Genomic DNA, 26,951 nt, shown 5'->3' on the forward strand with positions numbered 1-26,951 from the left:
CTTCAGGCGGGAAACGGGGCGAACCGAATTCGCTACATGTTCCGAAATTATTCGTGACCGGTGTGCCACGCCGCCGCAACACGGGATTCGTAGCGTCCCTGTCAGCCACAAAGGCGCCATCACCCCCATGGGGTTCATCAACCTGTCCGCCATCGTCGCCGACGCGGAGCGCCGTGCGGCCTTTCTCGCCGAGGTGGGCGCGGGACTCCTCGTGGCCGGACTGCCCATGCGCACGACGTTCGGGACGCGGCCGCCCTTCTTCGTCGACGCCGCGTACATGACCCGCATGGCCGACATCGCACACGTGGTGGGCGAGGCGGTCACTCGGCAGGGGGTGAAGCTCGCCTTCCACACGGAGTCCCACAGCACGCTCTGGTACGAGCGGGACATCGACCTGTTCATGGCCCTGACCGATCCGCGCTATGTGTGGCTGTGCCCCGATTCCTGCCACATCACCCTCGGGGGCGGTGACCCGGTCGCCGTCGCCCGTCGCCACGCCCCGCGCATCGCGCTGGCCCACTGGAAGGACGCGGTCGGACCGATCGACGTCCACCTCACCGTCGACGACACCGTCTTCGCGCAGCAGCAGCCCTACATGACCGCACTGGGCTCCGGCATCGTGGACTGACAGGGATGGGCCGACGCGATGGCCCCCACGCCCGGCGCGGACATCGCCCTCATCGAGCTGGACGAGGGTCCTCAACTGTTGGTTGTTTAGCTTAAGCAGGCTGGTTGATGCTGCTCCGTGTCATCGGTGCGGTTCCTCAGGATCTGTCGATCCTTTCATCCTCATGAGATGCCTTTTGTGCAGGTCAGCGGAATGTGGTGTTCCTCGATCCGTTGCACGCCGACGCCGACGATCGTGGTCGTCCCGCTCTGCCCCTCCGGCCTTCCCGCACCCGCAGGGTGCGGGAAAGCCGTGTCCTTGTGTGATGGTCAGTCGTTAGGCCGATCGGAGACGGGGATGCGGCCGCTGCTGAAGGTGGCCGGACACGTGCGGGAGAGTGAGGTGGTGGGCATGGCCAAGCTGATGGCGACGGCCACGTGCACCGCCTTCGCCGGTGTGCTGGAGGCAACCGGTGAGCGGATCGGGCAGCGGGGCTTGCTGGAACGGGTGGGTTTCCTGGCCGAGTTGAGCCGGACACTGACCGGCGCTCTGATGGCCGCCCGGTGGGACGAGAACTCCTTCGACGTACTGGCCGCCGGGGTGGACGAGCGCGGTGAAATCCTGCCGTCCAAGGGGTGGATGGCACTGCGCCGCCTGAACTGGCCGCAGACTCTCACGCCCCCAGCCGGGGTGTATGTGCCGGACCGGGTGCGCCGGGGCGTGGAGGAGTACGCGGCCCGCACCCTGCGCCTGGCACTGCACCGGCGCAATATCGTGGCCGCGGTCCTCGCCACCTGGCCCGCCGATCCGAGCCGCCGCACCGAGGCGGAATGGGCGGCGTTGCGACGCCTGCTGCCTGCCGGGGTGAGTGGTGCGGAGATCCGCAACCGCACCCGGCAGATTGGCGCGTACGTGGCCGGGCACGGGCAGTTGCCCGCCGGGCTGTGCGTCCTGGAGGGACCGCCGCAGGTGGCCCCGCTGGTGTTGCTGGCCGCGATGGACCGCCAGCAGGTCACCCTGGCCCGGGTGGACGCGGTCACCGCCCGGCTCCGGGTGAAACTCCCCCTGTGCGCGGCCCCGGCCACGGGCCGTGACTGGGCCTGGCACGTGATCGACATCCGCCTGCCCGCCACCATCGCGCCGGATGCGGTGCTGCACACCCCGACCCTGCGTCCCACCCGCACGGGCCGGATCGCCGTCGACCTGCCGCACTCCCGGCCCGCCCCAGCCACCAAGGCGAGCGGTCATACCGTCGCCCTCGGCTTCGACTGGGGTGTCAACACCCTGCTCACCGGCACACTCGGCCGCCTGAGCGGGAAAGGCCAGATGCGCCGGGTGGTCACCGACGGGCGTCCCCTCGTCTTCGACGCCACCACGGTCAGTGCCGCCCTGCACCGGCTGCGCGGCGTACGCGAAACCCTTGCCGCCAAACGCGACCACTACCGGGCCCTCGCGGACGGACTCGGCTCCCCACACCTACGCTGGCCCGAACACCTCGACCGGGCGCGGGTACTGGAAGACGAGCACGGGCGGGTGTGTGCCCGCATCCGGCACCTGAATACCGCGCTGGCCTGGGCTGCGGCCCGCTGGGCCGTCGACCAGGCCGTGGCGCTCGGCGCGAGCGTCATCTACCTCGAAGACCTCGCCACCCTGGAAGCCCGCGGCCACCGACGCGGCAACGCCCGCCTGTCCGGACAGGTCCGCGGCACCGTCGCCGAAGCGATGCGGCACCTGGCCGCGAAGGCGGGGATCGCGGTGGTCACCGTCCCGGCCCGGGGCACCTCCAGGCTGTGCCCCGGCTGCCTGAACACCCTCACCCACCATCCGGCCCCCGACCGGCTGTCCGAGCGCGGCTGGAAGTGGGCACACTGCACCGGCTGCGGGCTGTCGATGGACCGTGATCATGCCGCCGCCCGCCGGATCGTCTCCCGCGGCCTGCTCGCACAAACCCACACCACCACCGACCGCGCCACCGGCGCCCGGACCATCCGCACCACAGTGGACGCCACGGTGACACTGGTCCGGCGTCCCAAGAAGACCACCCGCCGCCTGCGCCGCCAACGCCACGCGCAGACGGCCCCACCCCGACCACGCGGCCCGAAGACCACCACCGGCAAGGGGCGTCCCACCCCCAGCAGGCCGGGCAGCACCCGCCACCCAAACACCAGGCACACAGCCCCAGGCCTGGCCTCGGGCTCAGAAACCTCCCGCCGTACGCCCGAAGTGCGTACGGTCCCCGCCACCACCCCCACCACGGGGACGGTCCAGCGTCCGGCGGGGCATGACACCACGACACCAGCCGCCACATCCGGGCCGGCGTCAGGTCATGGAGTACCCGCACCCCACCGGCCCGAAGAAGACCTTCTTCGATCCAGCCGGGTGCGGCTCTCACACAGAACCTGTCGCCGGCGCACCCGCGCCGCCGAGCGGACCGGCTTCCACCACCTGCACGCCACCGAAGTCCACCCCCTCACCCCGAGGTTCGGACCACCGGACAGCGACCGCACACGGCCACGCCACGCCCGAAAAGCCTGGAAACCACAGGAACACACAGAGTTCTAGAGACGCTCCGGAGTCAGCAGGGCTGACGCCACACCCCCAGTTCCGGTTCCTTCACCATCGAGGACAGTCCCAGTCGGCGGGACTCGGCGCAGAAGCTGCTTCTGGGTTCCTCGTACTCCACGTGGAACACCGCCTTGCCGGCCGCGATGAACGGCGTGAGGTCCGCGCACTCGTCGTACTGGGCGCACTCCTCGTTGACCGCGAAGTCGAAGTCGGCGAGGAGTCGGGGGATCTGCGGGAGGTCGTTCTTCAGTCCGACCGACAGACCGCGCGCGTGGGCGATGGCGGCGATCATGCGGTTGTAGCGGAGCTGGTCGTGTGCGGTGAGCGGGAAGCCGGTGTCGTTGCCGTAGCCCTCCACCAGGTCGGGCTCCACCGCGTCGAAGCCCTTGTCGCGGCACATGTCGAAGCGGCGTTCCATGACCGGCCGCAGGACGGACAGCTGCCGGATGTCCAACCACCGTTCGCCGGCCCAGCCGTTGGACTCGCCGAGCACCGCGCGGGGGAAGGCGTCCTGGTCGGGCCGGAAGTTCTCCCACGCCCCCACGTTGACGTAGCAGATGACCTTACGGCCGTCGCGGTGCAGCCGGGCCACGTCCGCCGCGGAGTTCTCGAAGCCGTCGATGTCGTAGACGGGCACATCGGCGGTGGGGTCGACCTTTCCGTCGAGCTGCCACTGCCAGGCGAGGCCGGGCCGCGGCTTCCAGCGGGCCTTTCCCGCGGGCGATGAAGTGGTAGGCCGGGATGGCGAGTTGGGAGAGGGGGACAAGGAGCTGACGGAAGTGGACGGGGGTCGGCTGGTGGCCGGTGGCGTGGTCGTGGGTGCGGTGGTGCGCGGTGTGTCCGACGCCGTGCCGCGCGCGCCGGCCGGCCGGTCCTCCCCGCCGTCCCGACCGGAGGTGGTGGAGCAGGCCGTCAGCGTGAGGGCTGCCAGCAGGGCCGCTGCGGTCAGTGTCGTGTGCCTCATCGCTCGGTCCCGGTCAGAGCGGGGGTCAACTGGTCCCAGGGATTGGGGAGTTCACCCGTCACCGGTCCGCAGACCGCCGCGCCCCGTTCGCGCGCGGTGCGTACGGCGAGCGGAACGAGCGCCTCGGGCACGCCGTAGACCAGATGACACAGCCGCTCCGGCGGATGCCGCACGGTCCAGGCAGGCCTGCTGAACGCCGACACGTACATCGACCAGGGCCCCTCGAAGGTGACGGTGAGGTCGGCGAGGCGGGCGTACCCGGGGGCCGGATGCACCCCGGGATTGATCACGACCGTCGCCGCGCCCAGCCTGCGGACGGTCCGCACCAGTCGGCGGCAGGCCGGCAGGCCGTCCGGTGTCGCCGTCACCCGGTCGAGGAAGCAGCCGTCGGCCTCGTACCACTCCTGGTGCCGGCGCACGTCGTCGGCGATGTCGGCGAGGTCGCGCACGCCGTAGTCGGTGTCGACGTAGCCGAGCAGTCGTGCCCCGGCCGCGCGCAACGCCCCGGCGGCCGCGGTGAACGCGGGATCGGGGCCGTCGCCGGGGCCGTCGGCGGGGTTGAGGACGACCCCGTAGGTGCGGGTCGCGGCCGTGATCAGCCGGTGCCAGGCACCCGGGTCCTCGGCCGGGTGGACGTACAGCGGGATCAGTAGGCTCACGGCGTACCGTCTCCTTCCCAGAGCGCGGCCAGCGCGTCGTCGAGGGTGTGGACCGGGCGCCAGCCCAGGGCCTCCTCGGCGGCGGCGATGTCGGAGCACTGCCATGAGACCTCGGCCGAGCGGGCCGAGCCGGCGGTGTTCTCCTCGATCCGCCCCCGGAAGCCCGCCCGGCCGGCCAGTCCCCGCACCAGGTCGCGCACCGGGACGGCCCGGCCCCCGCCGATGTTGAGGACGGGCGGCAGCGGGCCGGGGGCGGTGACCGCGAGGACCACCGCCCGTGCCACATCGCGTACGTCGACGAAGTCGCGGTGGGCGGACAGGTCGCCGAGTCGCAGCACCGCGTCGGGTCCCGGCCCGGCCGAACGCAGCAGTGCGGTGATCCGGCCGGGCAGCCCGGTGGAGGGCGCCCCTGGTCCCACCGGATTGCCCACCCGTAGCACCACCGCGTCCAGGCCGGAGGTGGTCACCGCGATCGTGCCCGCCAGCTTCGTCGCGCCGTACGGGCCGACCGGACGGGTCGCCGCCGATTCCGGCATCCGGGCGCCCGGAGTGCCGGGGCCGTACTCGGCGGCGGAGCCCAGGTGCACCAGGCGGGCCGCGGGCGCCGCTTCGCGGAGCGCGGCGCACAGCACCGCGGGGCCGCGGGCGTTGACCTCCGCGAGGGTCACGGCCTCCCCGCCGGTCGCGCCGGCACAGTTGATCACGGTGTCGGGAGCGGCCGCCGCGAGGGTCTTCGCCAGCCGCTCCGGGCGGACCGAGGCGAGGTCGACGGGGAAGTCGGCGGCGGACGAGCGGCCGCCGCCGAGGGCCAGCGCGCCCGGCAGGGTCCGCAGCCGCTCGACGACGTGGGTGCCCAGATAGCCTGTGTGGCCCAGGACGAGAATACGCATGCGGCGCTCAGGCTCCCTTGAGCAGATGCGACTTGCGGCTGGTGAACTCGGCGTTGGCCCGGTCGTAGTCGTCCGGGCGGCCGATGTCCAGCCAGTATCCGGCGAACTCGTAGGCGTGCGGCTGGTTCTGCGCGGTCAGCAGATCGAGCACCAACTCGTCGAAGCCCAGCGGCAGTCCGGGCGTGTAGCCGTCGAGGGTCGAGCGGGACAGGCCGTAGACACCCATGGAGACGCGGTAGTCCATGCTCGGCTTCTCGGTGAACGCGACGATCCGACTCGAGTCGGTGGTCAGCACCCCGAAGTCGATGTGCACCTTGCGGGTGTACGTGGCGATGGTCAGCGGTGCTCCCGAGTCCCGGTGCCGGCGCAGGACGTCGGCGTAGTCGAGGTCGGTCAGGATGTCGCCGTTCATCACCAGGAACGTCTCGGGCAGCCGGTCGCGCAGGGTGAGCAGCGGGCCCATGGTGCCCAGTGGGCTCTCCTCGGTGGCGTAGTCGATGGCCAGCCCCCACTGGGATCCGTCCCCGACGTACGCCCGGATGATCTCGCCGAGGTGGCCGATGGCGATGGTGCAGCTGGTGAAGCCGGCCGTGGACAGCTGGCGCAGCACGATCTCCAGGATGGCGTGCTGGTCGCCGATGGGGACCAGCGGTTTGGGCAGCGCGGTCGTGTAGGGCCGCAGCCGGACACCCTTGCCTCCCGCCAGGATCACTACGTGCATGGGGCTCCTCCTTCGTGTACGTGCGCAGACGTGCCGGACGAGGTCAGATGTTGTAGATGCCGGTCTTGTAGCGGGCCAGGTTGGCCGCGTCGCGGAAGAACTCCACGGTGTGCGCGAGCCCTTCCCCCAGGGTGTGGGCGGGCTGCCAGCCGGTGGCGGCGGCGAGCCGACTCGCGTCCGCGACCAACCGCATCACCTCGGAGTTCGCCGGGCGGATGCGCGCTGTGTCCTCGCGCACGTCGAGTGCGGTGTCCATCACCTTGCCGATCAGTGCGACGAGGTCGCCGACCGAGATCTCCCCGCCGGTGCCGGCGTTGAAGGTGCGGCCCACGACCTGCCCGGCGGGCGCGGTGCCCACGGCGAGGAACGCCTGTGCGGTGTCCTTGACGAAGGTGAAGTCCCGGGTGGGACGCAGGTCACCGAGGGTGATCGTGCGTTCCCCGGCGGCCACTTGGCCGATCACGGTGGGGATGACCGCGCGCATCGACTGGCGCGGCCCGAAGGTGTTGAACGGCCGCAACGTCACCACCGGGGTGTCGAAGCTGGCGTGGTAACTGTCGGCCAGCCGGTCCCCGCCCGCCTTCGACGCGGCGTACGGCGACTGGGTGTTGATGGGGTGGTCCTCGGTGATCGGCACGGTCTGCGCGGTGCCGTACGTCTCGCTGGTGGAGGTGTGCACCAGCCGGGGTGTGCCGAGCGCGCGGACGGTCTCCAGCACGTTGAGGGTGCCGGTGACGTTGGTGTCCACATAGCTGTGCGGTGCCTGGTAGGAGTACGGGATCGCGATGAGGGCGGCCAGGTGGTAGGCGACGTCGGCCCCTTCGAGCAGGCCGCGGACCGAGCCGGGGTCGCGGACGTCGCCGAGGACGATCTCCACCTGGTCCAGGACGTCCGGGTGCAGGGTCTCCAGCCAGCCGTAGGAGGAGAAGGAGTTGTACTGGGCCATGGCCCGCACCCGGTGTCCGGAGGCGACGAGCGCCTCGGTGAGGTGCGAGCCGATGAAACCCTCGGCTCCGGTGACGGCGGCGAGCGGTGCGGAGGTCAACTCGGTGATCCTTCCAGTGGGTCGGGCGTGCGGGGAGCAAGCGAACCGGTATGTGCCGGCCGGTACGTCAGACATGCGGGGCGGGCCGTCCGAGGAGCCACAGGGCGTACCCCGCCAGACACAGCGCCGCGGCGCCGCAGCACAGCGGCAGCGCCGCCGGGCCGGGTGGCAGGTGCAGCAGGGTGATCGCCCCGGCACCGCCCGCGGCGGCGAGACAGATCACGGCCGACGGCCAGGCGGCCCCGAACGCCTGGAGCAGCAGCGCGGTCCACAGGGCGGCCGCGAGCAGCAGCAGGGCGGCCGGGTCGGCGCCGGTGAGCAGGGCCGCGGGCAGCAGCGGCAGGACGTAGAGGAGCAGACAGAGGGCGAGGATGCCGGCCGAGCGGAGCAGGAACCGGGCGGGTGTCGCGGTGGCGCGCAGGGCGGCGACCGACAGGCCCCGGTAGCGGTACAGCAGCCACTCGGCCGGTCCCATGCTCACGGTGAGCACGATCACCGCGTAGGGCTCCGCACGTCCTTCGACCAGCACCAGCACGCCCGCGGCCAGTCCGAACAGGCCGTACGGCAGGGACCACAGCAGGCGTGGCCGGGTGGCGCCGGACACGGCCGGGACGGCGAGGACGGTCCACAGGGCCCGTCCGGTGACCGCGAGGGTGGCGAGCAGCGCCAGCAAGGGCAGGCCGGCCCGCAGCAGGGCGCCCGGCTCCCACCATGGCAGGACGGCGGCGCCGACGATCAGGGGACTGAGCCCGGCCAGCAGCAGCCGCTCCCGGCCCAGCACCAGCAGGACGCCCGCGGCGGCCAGGTAGGCCGACTGCGCGGCCGCGGCGAGCGTGACCGGGCCGCCCGCCGCGGGCAGCGCCGCGATCGCCGTGGCGAGTGCGGCTCCGACGGGCGCGCCGGCCAGGAGCGTACGGCCCGCCTCGCGCTGCCCGGTCGCCATCCGCAGGTGGGCGCGGTGGCCGAGCGCCTGCCCCCAGGCCCAGGAGACGAGTCCGGCCACGATCAGGGCCGTGGCGTGTTCTTCGGCGTTCCACAGGGGTGCGGTCAGCAGGTAGGCGAGTCCCGGCAGCGCGAACAGTACGCCCCGTAGGAGGCAGCGCACGGTGTCCGGGCGCCAGGGATCGGTCGGCGGCGCGGGTTCCGGGAAGGTGCGCGGGACCCGCTCGTACAGGGCGGAGGCGAGCGAGAAGAGGTTCGGGTGGCCGTACCGCTCCTTGATCAGGGAGGCGGACATGCCCTCCGCCTCCAGCAGCGCGGCGACCTCGTACGGGTGGACGGCGGGGCCCACCCGGTCGGCGAGTTCGGCGGCGAGCGCGCTGACCGCCTCCTCGTCCGGGCCGCGCCTCGGTAACCGGATGGCGAGCGTGCTGTCGTCGAGGGCCCAGCGCGGACGGCGGCGCGGCGGGCGGGTCTCGGCCAGTCGCAGCGCCAGGGTGTCCTGTTCGGCGCCCCCGGGTTCGAGGGATATCGGCCCGCTCATCCGGCCACCGTGCTCACCGGCGCAAGCGCCTGCGCCCCGGGCGCGGCCAGCTTCGACTGCCGTTTCCGCGTGGGGAGTTCGAGGTAGATGGACCGGAAGGTGTCGATGGTCTGTCGCAGTGTGAACTGCTCGATCACGCGTAGCCGGGCCGCTTCGCCCATCACTCGGCGCCGCGCCGGATCGCGGAGCAGTTCCAGTGCGGCCGCCGCCATCGCGGCCGGATCACGCGGCGGTACGACGAGCCCGGTGTCGCCGACGGCCTCGCGTACACCGCCCACGTCGGTGGAGACGGTCGCCCGCCCGCACGACATGGCCTCGATCAGGGTGAACGGGAAACCTTCACTGATGCTGGAGAGCATCACGACGTTGCCGGCCGCGTACGCGTCCTTGATGTCGTCGACGCGCCCCTCGAAGGTAACGGCGTCCGCGTGCCCGAGTCCGGCCGCCAGCGCCTCACAGCGCTCCCGATAGGCCTCCCCGCCGCGCGGTGTTCCGCCGAACAACCGGAGCCGGGTGCCGGGGAGTTGGGCCCGTACGAGGGAGAAGGCCCGGATGAGGGTCTCCAGGTCCTTGATGGGGTCGACCCGGCCCGCCCAGCTGAGGGTGAGCGCCTCCGGCTCGGGTCCGGCCGGCGGGAACGCGGCCGGGTCCACGCCGTTGTAGACGGTGCGGATCGACCCCGGGTCGGCGCCGCCCTGTTCCTCCCAGAGCCGGTTGTAGCGGTTGCCCGGCGTGATCAGGGCCGCCCGGCGGTAGGTCTCCTCCGCAAGCAGTCTGAAGAAACCGAGGACGACGGCCTTCACGGGCCAGCGGTAGGGGGCGGTGCGGTAACCCAGGTAGCGCTCGCGCAGATAGACACCGTGCTCGGTCAACAGCAGGGGCACGCCGTGCCGTTCGAGCGCGGCGAGGCCGGGCAGGGCGGCGACGCCGCCGCTGACGGCGTGCGCGACCCCGGTCTGCGGCAGCGGCGTGGCCAGCGGGCGCAGGGCGTGCTCCAGCAGGGTGGTCGCGGTGAGCGCGTCGTGCAGGGTGGGACCGGACTCGCGTACCGCGAGGCCCGGCCGGTTCCACACGTCGGCCAGGATCGCGACGGCCCGGTCGCCGCGCAGGAACGGGCTCAGCGCCCCGTCCGCGGCGGCCCGCGCCATGGTGTACAGGGCGGGCGGGAACTGGTCCTCGGCGCGCGGATCGAGCAGCGCGGTGAGGAACCGCTCGTAGGCGGCGGCGAGTCGGTTGCGGGCGCGGCCCCTGAGCGGGCGCCCCTCGGGCGGGGCGCCCCACATGGGCACGGACCGGACGTGCGAGACATGGGCGGGCAGGTCCCAGACGACGGGTTCGCGTCCGGTGCCGGTGACGGCGAGGACGTCGAAGTCGATGTCGGGCATGCCCTGGACGAGTTGGTCGCACCAGACGCTCACACCGCCATGGCTGTGCGGGTAGGTGCCTTCGGTGAGCAGGGTGACACGCGTCACGCTGGGGCGTCGCGCGCCGTGGGGAACGTGCATCGATGGGCTCCACGGCCGAGGTGTGGGGTGGTTCGTACCGGTCCCGGCCACGGGTGGCGGCCGGGACCTCGGTCGGTCCTTGCGTCGGTGCGCCGTTCAGTTGTCCGCGGAGTACGGGACCTGCGCGGTCACGCCTGCGGGGACGTGGGTGTCCGGCGCGGGGTCCGTGGCCGCGGCGGCTTCGGAGGCGTCGGCGGCCGGGAACGCGGCGGACGCCGGCAGGGTGAGGCCGAGCGGGGTGCCCGCGGCGGGCGTCCAGCCGGACCCCTGGCCCGCGTACGCCGTGCCGAAGGCGGCGCCGGCCCGGGTGGTGCCGGTGGGCGCGGTCACCGGCACGGCCACTGCGTCCGGTGCCTCGACGGTCACCGCGTCGCCGATGCGGTAGGCGGTGATCCGGCCGGCCTGGAGGGCGGCCCGCCAGGCGGCTCTGCGCTGCAGTTCGGTGCCGATGTCCTTCATCCGCAGGTTCACGATGGGGGTGCTGTCGGCGAACAGGGCTTCGTAGCCATCGAGGACGCCGTTGAGCAGCGGGTAGGCGATGCGCTCCTCGGCCAGGTTCGACTGGTGGATGTAGTGCGGCTTGGGGTCGTTGGATAGGACGTGCCCGAGGGCGATCCGCTTCTCCAGCGGCACGATGTGGCCGGCATAGCCGGTGGCCGTGTCCAGCGGTGCCGCGAGGCAGGTGGTGGTGGCCGGGTTGTCCTCACAGATGCCGCTGCCGCCCTGGGCGCGGCTGGTGTAGATCCAGTTGTACTCGTCGACCTGCTCGGCTGCCTTGCCCGCGTTGTAGAAGACGTTCATCGGGTAGCGGGGGACGGTGGTGGCCGGGCCGACCTGACGCTGGGCGGGGTCACGGGAGTTGTCGGAGCCGAGCCAGCCGATGCCGTTGTCGCCGAGGGCGAGCGCCAGGTTGGGGTTGTCCTCGGGCTGCTGCGGCAGGATCTTCATGCCGGAGTGCTCGCCGGTGACCAACTCATCGTGTTCCAGCGGGAGTTTGGCGCTCTGTCCCCATACGCGGTTGGTGGCGATCTCGTCGGAGATCTCCTTGCGGCTGACCCACCTGGTGCTGCCGTCGGCGTTGGTGGCGCACTTCCAGGGCACGACCGCGATGTCCTGCACGCAGCCGAGGAAGGCGTGCGAGTAGGTGTGGTTGATCCAGCGGAACTCGCCTCGGTCCGCGACGAACTTGTCGGCGAGCGCGTCGACGCCGTTGTTGTCCTCACGCTCGTCGACGCTGCCGGCGGCGTTGTAGGCGAGGTCGAGGGTGAAGTGGCGGCTGTCCTGCCAGGCGGTGGCGTGGTCGACGTCCGCGGAGGTCATGCGGATCGGGTCGGGCGTGGCGCCCGGGTCGGTGCAGTCGATGTCGCCGGGCGTGCAGTTGAGGGTGGTGTTCCAGCGGTCGTCGGCGGCGAACACGTCGTCCACGTGCACGGCGAAGTAGTTGCGGGAGGCGCCGAGGTGGACGCCGCCGGTCATCCACTCCACGATGCCGCGGGCCAGCAGCCGGAACTGCTGCTGGTACTGGTTGTAGACGAACGTGACGACCAGCTCGCGCCGCCCGTCGTGCCGGTACTCGCCCACCAGCGAGCCCCGCGTCTGCCGCCCGGGGATCGGGGCGTCGACGTACGAGGTGAAGTCGGCGCCCGCCACGGGAGTGGACAGGTAGGCGTAACTCTCCCCCACGGCAGGGTCGTTGTCCTCGAAGGGCACCGAGCCGTCGAGGTAGCCGAAGGGGCCGGCCCGGCCGGCGGAGGTCACCGCGGCCTGCGCCCCGTCGACGCTGCCGGAGTAACCGCCGTTCACCGGGTACTGCAGTCCGGCCTGCGGACGCGCGTAGGTGTAGGCGTCGACCTGGGGGATCGCGTACGTCTGCTCGTAGGCCGCGAGCGCCGCCATCTCCGTCGAACCCGCCGCGAACGGGTTGTCGTTGGGCAGCACGACGGCCTGGTACTTGGCGCGCGGCCGGCCGTCCACGGTGTCCGCGAGGAAGCCGGCGTCGATCACGGGCCGTCCGGACCGCGTGAGGTCGATCTCGGTGTACGGCGTTCCGGCCGTGTCCAGTTCCGCCGCGATGGCGTCGGTGGACGGGCCTCCGTCGCTCACCACAAGAACCCGCAGGTCGATGCGGGGCGTGGTGTCGTCGGCGTGGGCCGCGCCGGCCGGCAGGCCGAGTGCGGCGACGAGCGCGCCCACAGTGAGCGCGGTCGTGCGTATGGTCCGCTTCATGCGGTGAAGTCCCCTCCCCGGGCAGGGGTGAGTACGGCTCCCATGGAGCTGACGCACCCCCTCGCGTGGCGCCGGCGTCCCCCTCAGAAGCCGGTCGTCGACGCGTCCGTCGCGTCACATAGTGATGCAGGTGTGTAGCTTTCGTGGCCATCCTGCGAAACATGACGGAAAAGCGCAGGTGTCCAACACGTCATCCATGGAACCGAATAGCACGCTTTTCCGTCGCGGAGGCGCGGGCGGCCCGAGGCGCGGAAGCGCCCCGGGTACTGGTCCGGCGCTTTCCGGCGCGGCGTGGCGCACCGGCGGGCCGCGAGGGCCCGCCGGGCGCGGTGCCGGTGTCCCACACCGCGGTGTGCGCCTGGTCACAGGCCGGTTTCAGGTCACCGCACCACGACCCACCGCCCCCTGGCGGGCGGTCAGGCGCAGAGCACGCGCGTCTCGGGCGTGTAGACCGGACCGCCGCTGATGTTGGTGGTGTCGCTGAACTCGGCGTAGTAGTACGAGTAGAAGCCGATGTTGCCGTTGCAGCCGGAGTCGGGTGCCACCCGGAGTGTGAGAGTGACGGTGCGGCTCTGACCGGGCGGAATGGTGGCACCGTAGTCGGTGCCGAGGTCGGCGGGGCCGATCCCGGAGCAGGGGGTGGAGCCGTTGGCGGTGGCCAGGCTGCAGCCGGTGAAGCTGTACTTCAGGTCGGGGCGCTGCGTGGTCAGCCAGGTCGGCTCGATCGTCTGGTACACGAACCAGACGTCGTAGGTCTTGTGGTTGGTGAGGGTCATCGACAGATTCACCGTGCCGCCGGGTGTGACGGTGGCACTGTCGGTGGCGAACGTCAGTTCGGCCGGCGCCGGGTCGGCCGCACTCGCGGTCGGGGTCAGGCCGAACACGGCGAGGGCGAGGGCGAGGACGGCACCGAGGCCGAAGCGTCTCATCAGTGGTGATCGCATGACCTGGGAGGCTAGGCAGCCCACACGCGCACCGCCTGCCCCGTCAGGGGCCCCGGAGCCCCGTCCGGCCGAAAGTGCGCATCACGTGAAGATGACGTGGTGGACTCGTGCGTGTTTCGTGGGGGCCGTAAAAGCCCAGGCAGTGCGGGTGGGGCGGGGTGGTTCGACGGAGCCGGTGACGCCGGACGGCCGCGGGGGGCGCGCAGATGATATTGGCGCGTATCGGATCCGCCGTACCGCTCCCCCGTCGGCACACGGTGTGGAGGTTCCCGGCCAACCGCCGGATTCCGGCCCTGGTCCGGGCGCGGTCGGCGGCTGCCTCGGGCGGTTCCTCACGACGGGGCCGGAAGTCATCTGTGGAACCTCCGTCCCATTGATGCGGGGGCGTATCGCAGGTTCCATGGCCCTGCCCGGCGGCGGACCGCCGCCGGTACGGATTTCTTGGGGGTGGGGGGACTGTGCGTCAGTCCAGAGCGAGTTCGCAGAGACCTGCGGGGTTGTCTGCGGGGTCACCAAGAGCGCGAAGAGCAGGAAGAGGCGGCATATCGGGTGCGGCGGCGCTGATCGGCGTCGCCGCACTCGTCGTCTCGGCGGTTCCCGCGGCCGCGGCCACGGGGGACGGGACAGCACCGCCGAGTCCGGGAGAGGTGATCCCGGGGCAGCAGACGGCGACGCCCGCGCTGGTGGAGGGCATCCGGGAACAGGCCCCGGCGGCACGGGACGCGGCGGGCGCGGCGCGCGCCTACCTCGGCACGAAACAGGCCCGCTACCGGATCGCGGACCCGGGGCGCGATCTGGAGCCGGTGAAGACCGTCTCGGCCGACGGCCAGGAGACCGTGCGGCTGCGGCAGAAGTACCACGGCATCCCGGTTCTGGGCGGTCAGTACGTCGTCCGCATGGAGAAACAGAACGGCGATCGGGTCGTCACCGGCACCTCCGGCAAGTACTTCACCGGGCTGCGGACCGGCACCACGGCCGAGGTCGACGACGCGCTCGCCGTGGAGCGGGCCGTCGACGCCGTACTGTCCGGCCTGCGCGCACAGGACTTCACCGCGTACACGCAGGACACGCAGGACACGCAGGAAACGCAGGACCGGCCGCCGCTGACCGGCACCTCCCACGGCCTGGTCGTCCTGCCCAAGGGCCCGGGCGTGCTCACCCGGCACGTCACCGTGCAGGGCGAGGATCCGGCGCACGGAGAACCGGTGCTGCGCGAGGTCTACATCGACGCGCGGGCCGGATATCCCGTCCTCCAGTACAGCGGTATCCGGACGTTCGGCACGCCCGCGGCGGGCGGAAGGAATGCGGCACAGCGCAGCCTCGCCGCGGAAGCCGCCCCCGCGGAGGCGGGCTCCGGCGTGAAGCTGGACGGCCGGAGCGTCGAACTCCCGGTCACCCACGACGAGACCCGCGGCGCGTACGTCCTGCGCGACCGCTCCCGCATCCACAACGATACCGACAACGCCCTCGCCACCTGGGACGCCCGCGGCATGTGGGCCAGTGACGTCGTGGGCACCTGGCCCGCGGACATCCAGGAGTTCGCCTCACCGACCCCGGCCTTCGGCGCCGACGCGACCGAGGCGGGCGCGGTGGACGCGCACTGGGCCGCCGGGCAGGTGTACGACTACTACCGGAACAAACACGGCCGCGACAGCCTCGACGGGCGGGGCATGGCGATCAACTCCCTTGTGGGAGTGACCGATTACGGACAGCCGTACGTCAACGCCTTCTGGGACGGCCAGAAGATGGTGTACGGCAACGGCGACGACGAGTACCGTCCGCTTTCCGCCGGACTGGACGTCGTCGGCCACGAGATGACCCACGGCGTCATCGAGCACTCCGCCGACCTCGTCTACGCGGGCCAGTCCGGTGCCATGAACGAGGCGATCGCGGACTACTTCGGCAATGCCATCGAGACGGACGCGTACGGCATCCCCGCGAACGACCCGGACGCGGCCCTGCTCGGCCAGGCGCTCTGCCGGACCAAGTCCGCCCGCGAGTGCGCGATCCGCGACATGAACGACGGGCGGACCACCGCCAAGTCCTTCACCGGCGTGGGATTCGGCACCGACAACGGTGGTGTCCACCTCAACTCCACCATCTTCTCGGGTGCGTTGTGGGACATCCGCGAGGACCTCGACCCCGCCCTCGCCGACCGGATCGTGTACAAGGCGCTCACGGAGTACCTCACCCCGATCGACGGCTTCACCGAGGGGCGGGCCGCGGTGATCGCCGCCGCCAAGGCCCTGAACGTCGGCGGCCGGGACCTCACGTCCGTCCAGCGGGCCTTCAACGCCCATGGCATCGTGCCCAACTGGGAGCTGGCCCTCGGCGTCGACTCCGATCTGCTGCTCGAGCGGGTCAACACCACCGACTCCCAGGTGGGTGCGGGCGGTGGCTGGTGGGCGGCCTCCACGTCCGACGAGAAGGGCGCCGAGGCGTACTCAGTGTGGGCCGGACGCACGGACGGCACCGGGCAGTTGAAGCTGATGAGCCCCAACGACGGCCGCTACCACGTGAATCCGGCCACCGACGGCAGGACGGTGGTGTGGCAGGCGCACGGGTCCGACGGCGTGGACATTCTCGCCCGGCCCGTCGCGGGCGGGCCGGTGAAGGTCCTGTGGCACGGCCGGAGCGTGGGCAACGCGCTGGATGTCGACGGCGACGTCGTGGCCTTCGCGTACAACAACCAGGGCGGCCGGGCGGGCGTGGCCTACCTGAGCCTGAAGGACCCGGCGAACAAGGTCCAGCTCGGCGGGGGCACCTACCGCCGGGCCACCTTCCCGTCGGTGAGCGACGGCAAGGTCGTCTACCAGGACCGGCGGCGCGTACGCGCGGAGCAGGACCGGCAGGGCGTACGCGCGGAGCAGGACCGGCAGGGCGTACGCGCGGAGTACGAGTCCACCACCCGGATGATCGATGTGGCGACCGGTGAGGAGACGGTGATCCAGCAGGCCGCCCCGGGCGCCGACCTGGGTCCGACCGCCCTCACCGGTGATCACGTCTACTGGCTGCTCGACGAGATCAACCAGAACGGCGTGACGACCCTGCGCCGGGCCGGCCTCGACGGTTCGGGCGTCACCGACCTCAGCCCGGAGAGCGGCCCGGACGCCCTGAACGTCTCCACCGTGACGGCCTCCGAGGAGGCGGTGACGATGACCGCTCGGACCCCGGACACCGAGATCCGCAACGAGTCGCTGTCCAAGCTCTGGCAGTTCTCGCCGACGGGCACGGGCGATGCCGTACGCAGGAGCCGGGTCTCCTGCAACCGGGGCGAGCAGCTCTCCGCCGCCGCGGCGCCTGGCACCCAGGTCCTGTGGCTCGACGCGACCACCGGCATCAGCAATCTGGTGACCCGGACACGGCCGACGGGCAGCTGCGCCTGACCGGTACCGAACACATCCGTACCAGTATCGAACGCTTCCGTACCGGTACCGACCACGGACACGGGTACGGAGTACAGGCAGGGGTGCGGAGTACGGGCAGGGACGGCGGTCTGCCGGGCAGATGTCCGGCGGGCCGCCGCTCCCCGAGCTCCGTCAGGTGGTGCGGGGCAGGTGCTGCGACGGAGGGCACATGCTGCGGGGGCAGCCCATCCGGGTCACGCTTTCGCCGCGTCGTACTCCTCGCGTGCCTGCTGGATCGCCGCCATCCGCCGCTCCGTCCACTGTGCGAGGGCACGGACCTGTTGGGCGGCCTCCCGGCCGAGATCCGTGAGGGAGTAGTCCACTCGGGGCGGGATCACGGGCTTGGCGTCGCGGTGGACCAGACCGTCGCGCTCCAGGGTCTGCAGGGTCTGGGTCAACATCTTCTCGCTGACCTTGCCGATCTCCCGGCGCAGTTCACTGAACCTGTACGAGCGGTCCAGCAGCGCGATCAGGGCCAGCGTGCCCCAGCGGCTGGTGACGTGCTCCAAGGCGCCGCGCTGCGGGCACATCCCGTCGCCGTCGCCCGTCCGCACACGGCCGACGGGCAGCCTCTCACTTACTCCCATATCCGTACCTTACTTTGACGAGGAGGGGACGGGCGCGGCACCTGAACGCGGCGGGCCGGGGTCGAGGGCGGCCCGGTGAGGGTGCGCCGGGTCACCCCTTCAGGCCTCCGGCCCGGAGATCCGCCCGCCAGAACCTCTGCAGGCTCAGGACCAGGGCGATCAGGGGAAGGACCGAGACGGCCGAGCCCATGATGATCAGGGAATGCAGGTCGGGGGCGTCGAACCGCCGTCCCTGTCCGGCAACATGCCGGTGCGGGCCACGTCGGCGTACCACCGCGCGCTCGCCTTGGGGATGCGCTTACCGGTCGGGTAGTCGACGTAGACGGCACCGAAGCGCTTGCTGTAGCCGTAGCCCCACTCGAAGTTGTCCAGCAGGGACCACAAGAAGTAGCCCCGCACGTCGACGCCGGCCACGATCGCCCGCTGCACGGCCGACAGGTGGCCGTGCAGGTAGGCGATGCGATCAGGGTCGGCCACCTCGCCCTCCGGGTTGACGTAGTCGTCGAACGCGGCCCCGTTCTCGGTGATCATCAAAGGCATCGCGGGGAAGTCCGCCTTGAGTCGCATCAGCAGGTCGTACAGACCGCTCGGGTCGACCGCCCAGCCCATCGCCGTGGTGCTGCCCGGAGGACGGTGGAAGGCGATCCGGTCGGCGCCCGGCCAGGGACTGTGCTCGCTCATCCCGTGGCCGTCGGAGCCGTGGCCGGCCTCGCCGGTGGCGGCGGAAACGAGTGTGGGTGTGTAGTAGTTGACGCCCAGGAAGTCCAGCGGCTGGTGGATCGTGGCGGTGTCACCGTCCCGTACGAAGGACCAGTCGGTCAGGCCGGCCGTGTCCTGGAGGAGATCCTGCGGGTACCGGCCTTCCAGCAGGGGACCGGTGAAGACGCGGTTGGCCAGCGCGTCGATCCTCCGGGCCGCGTCGAGGTCGTCGGCGGCCTCGGTCAGCGCACGGACGTGGTGGACGTTGAGCGTGATGGACGTCCGTGCGCGGGAGGGCAGTTCGGCGCGCAGTGCCTGAACGGCCTTGCCATGGGCGAGGTTGAGGTGGTGCGCCGCGCGCAGGGCCGCGACCGGGTCGGTGCGCCCGGGCGCGTGGACACCCGAGCCGTACCCGAGGAAGGCGCTGCACCACGGCTCGTTGAGGGTGGTCCAGGTCTTCACCCGGTCCCCCAGCGCGTGGGCCGCCAGGGCCGCGTAGTCGGCGAACCGGTCGGCGGTGACGCGCTCCGGCCACCCGCCCGCGTCCTCCAACTCCTGCGGCAGGTCCCAGTGGTAGAGCGTGACGACCGGCTCGATGCCCTTCTCCAGCAGCGCGTCGGTCAGGGCGCGGTAGAAGTCGAGTCCTCTCTGGACGGCGGGGCCGCGGCCGGTCGGCTGCACACGGGGCCATGAGAGGGAGAACCGGTAGGCGCTCACGCCGAGGTCGGCCATGATCGCGACGTCCTCGCGCCAGCGATGGTAGTGGTCGGTGGCGACGTCACCGGTGTCGCCGTTGCGCACCCTGCCGGGCGTGTGCGAGTAGGTGTCCCAGATCGAAGGAGTGCGTCCGTCCACGGAGGCGGCACCCTCGATCTGGTACGCGGCGGTCGCCGTGCCCCAGGTGAATCCCTGAGGAAATGTGATACCGGTGGTGTTCTCCGGGGCGGGCGCGACACGTCGGGCAGTGGTGGTCACGTGGGTCCTTCCAGAAGTACTGAGGGCCGGATGTGCTGCGGGGCGGGAGCGGCGAAGTGTGCTGGCGGCCTCGAAGGGGCGCGGCAGCGGGGGGACGTCGGGGCACTCATCCCTTGACCGCTCCCTGCATGATTCCGCCGACGATCTGACGCCCGAAGACGATGAACATGACGAGCAGGGGCAGCGTGCCGAGCAGGGCACCCGCCATGATCAGTGACTGGTCGCGCACGTATCCCGCGCTCAGCTGGGTGAGCGCGACGGGGACCGTCGGATTGGTCATGTCGAGCACGATGAACGGCCAGAAGAAGTCGTTCCACGCGTGTACGAACGTGATCATGAACAGTACGGCCATGGGAGGCCGGGCGATCGGCAGGACGATGCTCCAGAAGATGCGCAGGGAGTGCGCGCCGTCCACCCGCCCGGCCTCGACGAGTTCGTCGGGCAGCGCCTCGGTCAGGTACTGCCGCATGAAGAACACGCCGACGGCGCTGACGAGCGTGGGGAAGATGACGGCGGGCAGCGTCTGCCCCCAGCCCAGCTCGGTCATCATCATGAACAGCGGTACGACGCCGAGTTGGGGCGGCACCATCATCGTGCCGATGACGAGCATCAGCAGGATGTTGCGGCCCTTGAAGCGGAGTTTGGCGAACGCGAAGCCGGCGAGGGTGGCGAACAGCACCGTGGACAGGGCGATCGCGCCGGCCACGATCAGGCTGTTGAGCATGGCCTTGCCCAACGCGGCGTCCTGCCATGCCTTGCCGAGGTTCTCCAGAAGGTGGGGGCCGGGCAGGAACGGCGGAGGCGTCTGGGTGACGCGCGTGTTGTCGGACGACGCCGCCACCATCGTCCAGTAGAGCGGAAAGAGAGAGAACACCGCCGCGAGTCCCAGCAGGATGTAGGCGACGGGACCCGCGTGGTGCTGACGTCCGGCACCCGGGTGCCGGAACAGTGGTCGGCGCCGTCCGCCGGACGGGGTGCCCTTGCGGGCTTTCCGCGCGGTGTGAGGGCGTGCGTCCGCCGACCCGACCTGGATGCTGTCTGTGGTCATGGAGATCTCCCGGTCAGGCCTTGCGCGCTACGACGCGCTTGACGACTCGTTGGACGACGAACACGACAATGAGCAGCAGGAACATCGCCCAGGCCACGGTGGCGGCCCGGCCCATCTGGTAGTTCTTCCAGCCCTCCTCGTACAGCAGCAGTCCCAGCGTCTGGTACTGGTTGTCCGCTCCCCCGGTGATGCCGTTCGGGCCCTGACCGAAGATCAGGGGCTCACCGAAGAGCTGTGTGGCGCCGATCGTGGACAGGACGATGGTGAACACGATGGTGGAACGGATGCCGGGGACGGTGACCTTCAGGAACTGCTGCCACCGCGAGGCGCCGTCGATGGCCGCGGCTTCGTACCGGTCGCGCGGGATGGCCTGCATCGCGGCGAGGTAGAGCAGGGCGTTGTAGCCGGTCCAGCGCCAGATGACGATCGTGGAAATGGCCGCCTGCGCGGCCCACTTGTTGTTCTCCCAGTCGATGTTGTCGACACCGACCAGACTCAACATCCAGTTGATCATGCCGAAATCGCGCTCGAAGAGCATCGTGAACACAAGGGCTGCGGCGCCCACCGAGGTGGCGTAGGGCGTCAGTGCGGCGACGCGGAAGAACGTCGAGCCACGCAGCCGGTAGTTGAGCAGATGAGCCAGCCCGAGCGCCATCAGCAGCTGCGGCACCGTCGACAGGACGCCGATGGTGATGGTGTTGAGCAGCGCGTTCCAGAAGCGGTCGTCGTCCCACAGGGCTGTGTAGTTGTCGAAGCCGACCCACTCCATGACGTTCAGGGTCGACAGTTCGACGTGGTGCAGGGAGATCCACGAGGTGTAGATGAGCGGGTAGAAGCTGAACGCGGCGAAGACGACGAAGAACGGGGCGACGAAGGCGTACGGGGCGCCCCGGACGTCGAGGCGGTGCAGCAGCGTACTGCGCCGCTGACGGTCCCCGCCGGTGCCGGTGCCGGCCGGCGGGGCGGTGCGGGGCGCACCGTCTGAGGGTGTCGAGGTGGAGATGGCCACCGGAAGGCGTCCTTCCTGGAAGGTGCGGAAGCGGACAGGGGCCCGGCGGCCCACACGGGCCGTGCGTGGGGCGCCGGGCAGCTGCGGCGACGGGCGACGGGACCCGAGGTCAGCCGGCGGCCTTCTCGATGCGCTTGTCCGTGGTCTTCCACGCCTCGTTCGGGCTCTTGTTCTGCGCCTCGATCAAGGTCAGCCCCTGCGAGAAAATGTCCTTGATGCTGCCGTCCTTGCGGCCGAGCACCTGCTCGTCGGGGATCTCCTGGGCCGCTGCGCCGAAGATCTTCCCGATGGGCGCGCCACTGAAGTAGTCCGACTTGGCGTCGACGACTTCAGGCATCTTCAACGCGGTCTGCGACGAGGGGAAGTTGCCGATCTTCTTGAAGAGGTAGGCCTGCTGCTCAGGGGCGGTGAGCCAGGCGACGAGCTCCTGCGCCTCCTTCTTGACGGGACTCTTCTCCATCACTCCGAGGAACGCTCCGCCCCAGTTGGCGCCCTTGGGCGCCTTGGCGACATCCCACTTGCCCTTGTTCTTCGGGCCCGCCTTCTCGCTGATGTGCGCGAGCATCCACGCCGGGCAGACAGTGCTGGCGAAGGTGCTGTTGGCCAGGCCGGGGTCCCAACCGGGCTGGAACTGACGGAGCTTCGCGGTCAGATCGGACGTGGCCGCCTCGGAGGCCAACTTCCACGCGTCCTTCACGACGGGGTTGGTGGCGTAGATCAGCTCACCCTTCTTGTCGTAGAACTGCTGGGAGTTGCCGTAGATCATGGCGTTGAACAGTCCGCTGGAGCTGTCCATGAAGGCGACCTTGTCGTCCTTCGACTTCTCCTTGAACCGCTTGCCCACGTCGACGTACTTCGACCAGTCGCCCTCCCACAGCTTGGCGACCTCCTCGCGGTCGGTGGGCAGACCGGCCTGCTCGAAGAGGTCCTTGCGGTAGCAGACCGCCATCGGGCCGATGTCGGTGCCGAGGCCGATGACCTTCTTGTCCGCGGCGGTGACCTGGCTCTGCTTCCACGGAAGGAAGTGGTCCGTCCCGGCCACACCGGCCATATCGACGAACTTGTCCTTCTGGGTGTCGGAGAGTTCCTTGGCCCGACCAATCTCTATGCCCTGGATGTCCTTCAGCCCACTGCCGGCGGCCAAGTGGGTCTGCAGGGCGGTGTAGTAGGTCTGCTCGTCACCCGCGACGTCCGCCTTGATGACGACGTTCGGGTGGTCCTTCATGTACTTGTCGAGCAGACCGGTCTCCTTGAAGCCCATGACGCCGAACAGGCCCATGGTGATGGTGACCTTGCCGTCCTTCTTCCCTCCGCCCGTCCCTCCTCCGTCGCTGCCTCCACAGCCCACGACCAGCCCGAGAGCCGACACAACCGACACGGCGGCCACAATCCTCGTGTGTAACTTCCTTCGGGACTTGTCCATCTGGTCCTCCTGGCGGCGGCGCTGACGCACCGGAGTTCGAGTCCCACGGTCCGCTCCGCAGGCACGATTTGTCTGGTGGGTACGTTCCCAAAAGGCGATGGGAACGTGCCCACTCGGAAGCCCGAAGCCTGGCCGTCGCGAAAGGCAACTGTCAATGAGTTGAACCCACTTCGTTGACGAAAGATGTCGCTACGCTCCGCTCGAAGCCTGCGGGCGCTCTCCGGGGGTCTGGCACAATGCGCAGGTGAAAGCCGCCGGGCAGCGCGTGAGCGAGGGGGACGTCATGCGGGAAAGGCAACGCCCGACCATCAAGACCGTGGCCGCGCGTGCCGGCGTCGGACGCACTACGGTTTCACGAGTCATCAACGGCTCGGAGCTCGTCAGCGAGAAGGCGAAGGCCGCCGTGCTCGCCGCCATCGCCGAGCTGAACTACATACCGAACTCGGTTGCCCGGGGGCTGGTGACGAGCAGGACGAACTCCGTGGCCCTGGTGATCCCCGAGTCGGAGAGCAGGCTGGGCTCCGAGCCCTACTTCTCGGCGGTCATCCGCGGGGTCAGCACCGCCCTCGCGGAAACCCGGACACAGCTCCAACTGGTGCTCGTACGCGACCAGTCCGAGCGGGACCAGCTCACCGAGTCGGTGGCGGAGCGGCGCGTCGACGGAGTCCTCCTGGTCTCGGTGCACGAGCACGACCCGCTGCCGGGGCTGCTGGAGGACATGGGGCTGCCCACGGTGCTCGCCGGCCGCCGCTCCCCCGCCGAGTCACTCAGCCACGTACACTCCGACAACGCGGGCGGAGCCGCGACGGCCGTCAGCCACCTGCTCGCACGAGGGCGGCGGACCGTCGCCACGATCAGCGGGCCCCTCGACATGGACGTAGCGCGCAGTCGGCTCCAGGGCTGGCGGGAGACCCTCGAGACGGCAGGTCACGAGGTCACCGATCGACTGGTGGCCTCGGCCGACTTCACCGAGGAGGGCGGCGGGGCCGCCATGCGTTCACTCCTTGGACGGGTTCCCGGGCTCGACGCCGTGTTCGTCGCCTCGGATGTCATGGCGGCGGGGGCATTGGCGGAGTTGCGCAGGCACAAGCGCAATGTCCCCGACGACGTGGCGGTGGTCGGATTCGACGACTCCATCATCGCCCGGCACAGCAACCCGCCCCTCACCAGCGTGCGCCAGCCCGTCGAGGAGATCGGCAGCAGGATCGCCCACATCCTCCTCAAGGAGATCGGCAATCCCGAGGAGCCGCGCCAGCACGTCGTTCTTCCCACCGAACTCGTGGTACGCGAATCGTCATGAAGCCGCGAGGTGGCAGCGGTCAGAGGTGGTGACGGTCAGCGGGCTGCCGCCGGTCACCCGGAACACGGCGACGCCGTGCGCCGGCCCGCTCGCGGAGGTCTGTCCGGACGGGCTCGACGTTCCGCCGGTCCACAGGTCCGTGAGGGTGAACGGCGCGCCTGATGGGACCTGCCGGGTGGGTCCTGGCCGCCGTCGCCAGGACCCGCGCGGAATGGGCCCTCGAAGGCCGGCGCCTCCTCGCCGACCGGAACACGTCCGACGGCGTCTGAGGCCCGTCTTCGGACGCAGTTCCCCGCATACCTGCCGATCAGCGATGCTGCCTGAAGACCTGCTGGCGATCCTCGTCCCACCTTGCGCGCACATTGGACGGCGTATCCTGGCAGTGGCTGCGCATCCACCGATTGTGCCCGGTGGCGGGAGGAAACCGTGGCCCGGATGTGGTCCCCCATGAACGTGGAGCTGAACGTCCCCACTCTGCCCGATCGAGGGGATGCGTCAAGCGCCCACCGAGCGATTCCTTGGCGGCCTCGACCCTCCCTCGCCGAAACCTGGACTGCACACTCGCGTCCCGTGGCACGGAGGCGGTGTGTCCCCACTGTGGTGCCTTCGGGCCGCCGCCGGCCGGCGGCGGCGGCCGGCGGCCCGAAGGCGCCTGGGTGACTGCCGCCCGAGGGACGCTGTGTCTCGGTGTCGGTCATCCAGGGAAGGGCTCCGGGGCTCAGCCCCAGAACGGGAGGGCGGCGAAAGAGCCGCCCACGGGGCCTCGGACGGCCGCGTCGATGAGCTCCTTGACCCGGTCGGCGGGCACCGGCTCGCCCGGGCCTTCCCGGAACCACCGCTGCGACTCCTCCTTGGTGGCCCCCTCAGGGCGTTCTCCGAGGTAGGGCCAGACGTAGACGGGTGTGCCGGGCTCGCAGCGCCAGCTGTCGGCGAGGGTGCCGATGTCCACGGCGTCATAGCCCAGGACGTCGAGAAGCCTGACCATCTCGGCCTTGGCGGCCGGGTCGTCGCCGGCTACGGGCAGGGCGCTGCGGTCGGGGGCGCCGGCGGGGCGGGCCCGGCTGTACAGGCGGATCCAGTCCATGTTGTGGAGCGTCTTCACCACGCGGGAGCCGGTCAGGTGCCGTTGGAGCAGCTCACTGGAGGTGATGTCGCCGCCGTCCAGTTCGGCGATGCGGCCATCGCGCTCCGGGTAGTAATTCAGGGTGTCGATCACGGTCCTGCCCGCGAGAGCCTCGGCGGGGAGCTGGTCGTAGGCGCTCATGGGGACGGTCGCCACCACCAGGTCACCCGCCTGCGCCGCCTCCTCGCGGCCGGCCGCGCGGGCGTGCTCACCGAGTTCGGCGACCAGGTCGGCGAGGGTCTCGGGGCCGCGGGAATTGCTCATGACGACGTTCAGGCCGGCGGCGACTGCGAGGCGGGCGAGAGCGCCGCCGATCATGCCGCTTCCGATGAATCCGATGGTCTGGGTCACAGTGTCAAACCTCCATGACGAAAGCGCGCGAACGGCGCCTCTGTTGTGAGAGTGAACAGGCGGATGGTTGTGGGATCTGCGGGGCGAAGGCTGGTTCGGTCGGCTTCAAGTGGGCCATGCAGTGCGTCACCGCTATCGGTCTCCCGTGAGAGGTCCACGGCGGCCGATCGCCCACACGGTCAGGGCGACAAGGGCCAGGCCGGCACCGGTGAGCGTCACCCCGGGCCAGCCTCCGGCCTGCCACAGCAGGGAGGCTGCGGCCGAACCGATCGCGCCGCCGACGAAATTGCTGGTCACCAGTGCGGTGTTGATCCGACTTCGGGCCTGCCGCGACACAGCGAACAACCGCGCCTGGTTGAGGATCGTCAGGCCCATGACAGCGATGTCCAGCAACACGATGGCCACCACGAGCAGGACGACGGAGCGACCGGCGAGGGCTGCGGCACCGAAGGCGACCAGGGCCAAGGCCCAGCCCGCACCGGTGGCCGGCAGCGACCATCCGCGGTCGTGGAGCCGGCCCGCCCCCTGTGCGGCCGAGGCACCGGCCAGACCTGCCAGCCCGAACAGGCCGATGACGGACACCGGGTAGGAGAACGGAGGCGCGCTCAGCAGGAACGTCAGCGCTGTCCAGAACATCGTGAACGCGCCGAATCCAGTGGCACCCAGGACCAGGGTCCAGCGCACCATCCGCTCCTGCCGGACCACCCGTCCGACGGACGCGATCAGTGCCGGGTACGGCATCCGGAGCTTGGGTTCCATCGACGGGATCGCACGGTGGAGGAGGACGGTGAAGATCACCTCGGCAACCGCTGCGACGACGAACACGACGCGCCATCCCGCGACACTCGCGACCAGACCGCTCACGGTCCGCGAGACAAGGATGCCGATGAGAATTCCGGAGGCCACCGTACCGACCACACGGCCACGGTCGGCGTCGTCGGCGAGGTCCCCGGCGAGCGGGGCGAGGATCTGCCCGGACACCGTGCTCAACCCCAGCGCGGTGATCGCCACCAGGAGCACGCCGATCGACGGGGCCAGCGCGCATCCCACCAGCGCCACGGCCCCGATCAGCATCATCAGCGGGATGAGCCGGCGCCGGTCCATCACGTCGCCGAGCGGCACGATGAGCAGGATGCCGACCGCGTAGCCGATCTGGGTGGCCGTGACCAGCCATCCCGCGAGCGAGGCGGACGCGTGCAGGTCGCGCGCGATGAAGTCCAGCAGGGGCTGCGCCCAGTAGAGATTCGCGACGGCCGCACCGCCGGCGATGGCGAACAGCAGCGTCAGCCCGCGGCTGATCCCCCGCCGCCGCTGCCGGGTCACAGCCGGACCGGACCGCGCTGTGGCAGGCGGCACAGTGTTCTCGGGAGTGGACACGTAGTGCTTCCTTGTTCGGGGCTGCCCTCAAAACGGGACAACA

At 70.7% G+C, this 26,951-nt stretch carries 20 protein-coding genes; 4 read left to right on the forward strand and 16 right to left on the reverse strand.

The window, feature by feature from the left end:
* Nucleotides 1-127 precede the first annotated feature (127 nt).
* Both M2271_RS02440 and M2271_RS02445 read left to right on the forward strand, forming a co-directional pair.
* The gene (locus M2271_RS02440; RefSeq protein WP_280885378.1) at nt 128-628 is read left to right on the forward strand and encodes a TIM barrel protein; all 501 of its coding nucleotides are present in this window, start codon (nt 128-130) and stop codon (nt 626-628) included.
* Nucleotides 629-964: 336 nt separating this feature from the next.
* Nucleotides 965-3,169 (forward strand): zinc ribbon domain-containing protein, encoded by a 2,205-nt coding sequence (locus M2271_RS02445; RefSeq protein ID WP_280885379.1) that lies wholly within the window; start codon nt 965-967, stop codon nt 3,167-3,169.
* Nucleotides 3,170-3,182: 13 nt separating this feature from the next.
* Here the strand turns inward: M2271_RS02445 and M2271_RS02450 are convergent, their stop codons facing one another.
* The 9 genes from M2271_RS02450 to M2271_RS02490 form a co-directional block, all read right to left on the reverse strand.
* Nucleotides 3,183-4,136 carry an endo alpha-1,4 polygalactosaminidase gene (locus M2271_RS02450; protein WP_280885380.1) on the reverse strand — a complete coding sequence of 318 codons (954 nt, stop codon included), beginning with the start codon at nt 4,134-4,136 and terminating at the stop codon, nt 3,183-3,185.
* Nucleotides 4,133-4,795 (reverse strand): spherulation-specific family 4 protein, encoded by a 663-nt coding sequence (locus M2271_RS02455; protein ID WP_280885381.1) that lies wholly within the window; start codon nt 4,793-4,795, stop codon nt 4,133-4,135. Before M2271_RS02455 ends, M2271_RS02450 begins: the two co-directional genes overlap by 4 nt.
* Entirely contained in the window at nt 4,792-5,685 is an 894-nt protein-coding gene (locus tag M2271_RS02460; RefSeq protein ID WP_280885382.1) for an NAD-dependent epimerase/dehydratase family protein, read from the reverse strand. Before M2271_RS02460 ends, M2271_RS02455 begins: the two co-directional genes overlap by 4 nt.
* 7 nt (nt 5,686-5,692) lie before the next feature.
* Nucleotides 5,693-6,406, reverse strand: a complete 714-nt coding sequence (locus M2271_RS02465) for a sugar phosphate nucleotidyltransferase (protein ID WP_280885383.1) — start codon at nt 6,404-6,406, stop codon at nt 5,693-5,695.
* A gap of 43 nt (nt 6,407-6,449) precedes the next feature.
* A complete protein-coding gene (locus tag M2271_RS02470; protein ID WP_280885384.1) occupies nt 6,450-7,451 on the reverse strand; it encodes a GDP-mannose 4,6-dehydratase in 1,002 nt (333 codons plus the stop codon).
* Between the two features lie 67 nt (nt 7,452-7,518).
* Nucleotides 7,519-8,934, reverse strand: a complete 1,416-nt coding sequence (locus tag M2271_RS02475) for a hypothetical protein (RefSeq protein WP_280885385.1) — start codon at nt 8,932-8,934, stop codon at nt 7,519-7,521.
* Nucleotides 8,931-10,439, reverse strand: coding sequence for a GT4 family glycosyltransferase PelF (pelF, locus tag M2271_RS02480; protein ID WP_280885386.1), 1,509 nt, complete (start codon nt 10,437-10,439; stop codon nt 8,931-8,933). The genes M2271_RS02475 and pelF overlap by 4 nt, the downstream gene beginning before the upstream one ends.
* Nucleotides 10,440-10,535: 96 nt before the next feature.
* Nucleotides 10,536-12,665, reverse strand: coding sequence for a hypothetical protein (locus tag M2271_RS02485; protein WP_280885387.1), 2,130 nt, complete (start codon nt 12,663-12,665; stop codon nt 10,536-10,538).
* Between the two features lie 416 nt (nt 12,666-13,081).
* The gene (locus M2271_RS02490; RefSeq protein WP_280885388.1) at nt 13,082-13,594 is read right to left on the reverse strand and encodes a hypothetical protein; all 513 of its coding nucleotides are present in this window, start codon (nt 13,592-13,594) and stop codon (nt 13,082-13,084) included.
* A gap of 662 nt (nt 13,595-14,256) precedes the next feature.
* Between M2271_RS02490 and M2271_RS02495 the strand changes: the two genes are divergently transcribed.
* Nucleotides 14,257-16,995 (forward strand): M4 family metallopeptidase, encoded by a 2,739-nt coding sequence (locus tag M2271_RS02495; RefSeq protein WP_280885389.1) that lies wholly within the window; start codon nt 14,257-14,259, stop codon nt 16,993-16,995.
* A 215-nt stretch (nt 16,996-17,210) separates the two neighbouring features.
* On the opposite strand, the gene M2271_RS02500 is transcribed toward M2271_RS02495, so the two are convergent.
* The 5 genes from M2271_RS02500 to M2271_RS02520 form a co-directional block, all read right to left on the reverse strand.
* A complete protein-coding gene (locus tag M2271_RS02500; protein ID WP_280885390.1) occupies nt 17,211-17,603 on the reverse strand; it encodes a helix-turn-helix domain-containing protein in 393 nt (130 codons plus the stop codon).
* A 195-nt stretch (nt 17,604-17,798) separates the two neighbouring features.
* Entirely contained in the window at nt 17,799-19,277 is a 1,479-nt protein-coding gene (locus tag M2271_RS02505; RefSeq protein ID WP_280885391.1) for a GH1 family beta-glucosidase, read from the reverse strand.
* 106 nt (nt 19,278-19,383) lie between these two features.
* Nucleotides 19,384-20,325 carry a carbohydrate ABC transporter permease gene (locus M2271_RS02510; RefSeq protein WP_280885392.1) on the reverse strand — a complete coding sequence of 314 codons (942 nt, stop codon included), beginning with the start codon at nt 20,323-20,325 and terminating at the stop codon, nt 19,384-19,386.
* A gap of 13 nt (nt 20,326-20,338) precedes the next feature.
* Nucleotides 20,339-21,334 carry a sugar ABC transporter permease gene (locus tag M2271_RS02515; RefSeq protein ID WP_280885393.1) on the reverse strand — a complete coding sequence of 332 codons (996 nt, stop codon included), beginning with the start codon at nt 21,332-21,334 and terminating at the stop codon, nt 20,339-20,341.
* A gap of 109 nt (nt 21,335-21,443) precedes the next feature.
* On the reverse strand, nt 21,444-22,757 hold the full coding sequence (locus M2271_RS02520; RefSeq protein WP_280885394.1) for an extracellular solute-binding protein: 1,314 nt from the start codon (nt 22,755-22,757) through the stop codon (nt 21,444-21,446).
* Between the two features lie 283 nt (nt 22,758-23,040).
* On the opposite strand from M2271_RS02520, the gene M2271_RS02525 reads away from it, so the two are divergent.
* Nucleotides 23,041-24,057: a LacI family DNA-binding transcriptional regulator gene (locus M2271_RS02525; RefSeq protein ID WP_280885695.1), complete on the forward strand. Its 1,017-nt coding sequence runs from the start codon at nt 23,041-23,043 to the stop codon at nt 24,055-24,057.
* A 718-nt stretch (nt 24,058-24,775) separates the two neighbouring features.
* Here M2271_RS02525 and M2271_RS02530 read toward each other — a convergent pair.
* Entirely contained in the window at nt 24,776-25,531 is a 756-nt protein-coding gene (locus tag M2271_RS02530) for an NAD(P)-binding domain-containing protein (RefSeq protein WP_280885395.1), read from the reverse strand.
* A 132-nt stretch (nt 25,532-25,663) separates the two neighbouring features.
* Nucleotides 25,664-26,908, reverse strand: coding sequence for an MFS transporter (locus tag M2271_RS02535; RefSeq protein WP_280885396.1), 1,245 nt, complete (start codon nt 26,906-26,908; stop codon nt 25,664-25,666).
* Nucleotides 26,909-26,951: the final 43 nt, after the last annotated feature.

This window comes from Streptomyces sp. LBL (assembly GCF_029893585.1).
GTDB lineage: Bacteria > Actinomycetota > Actinomycetes > Streptomycetales > Streptomycetaceae > Streptomyces.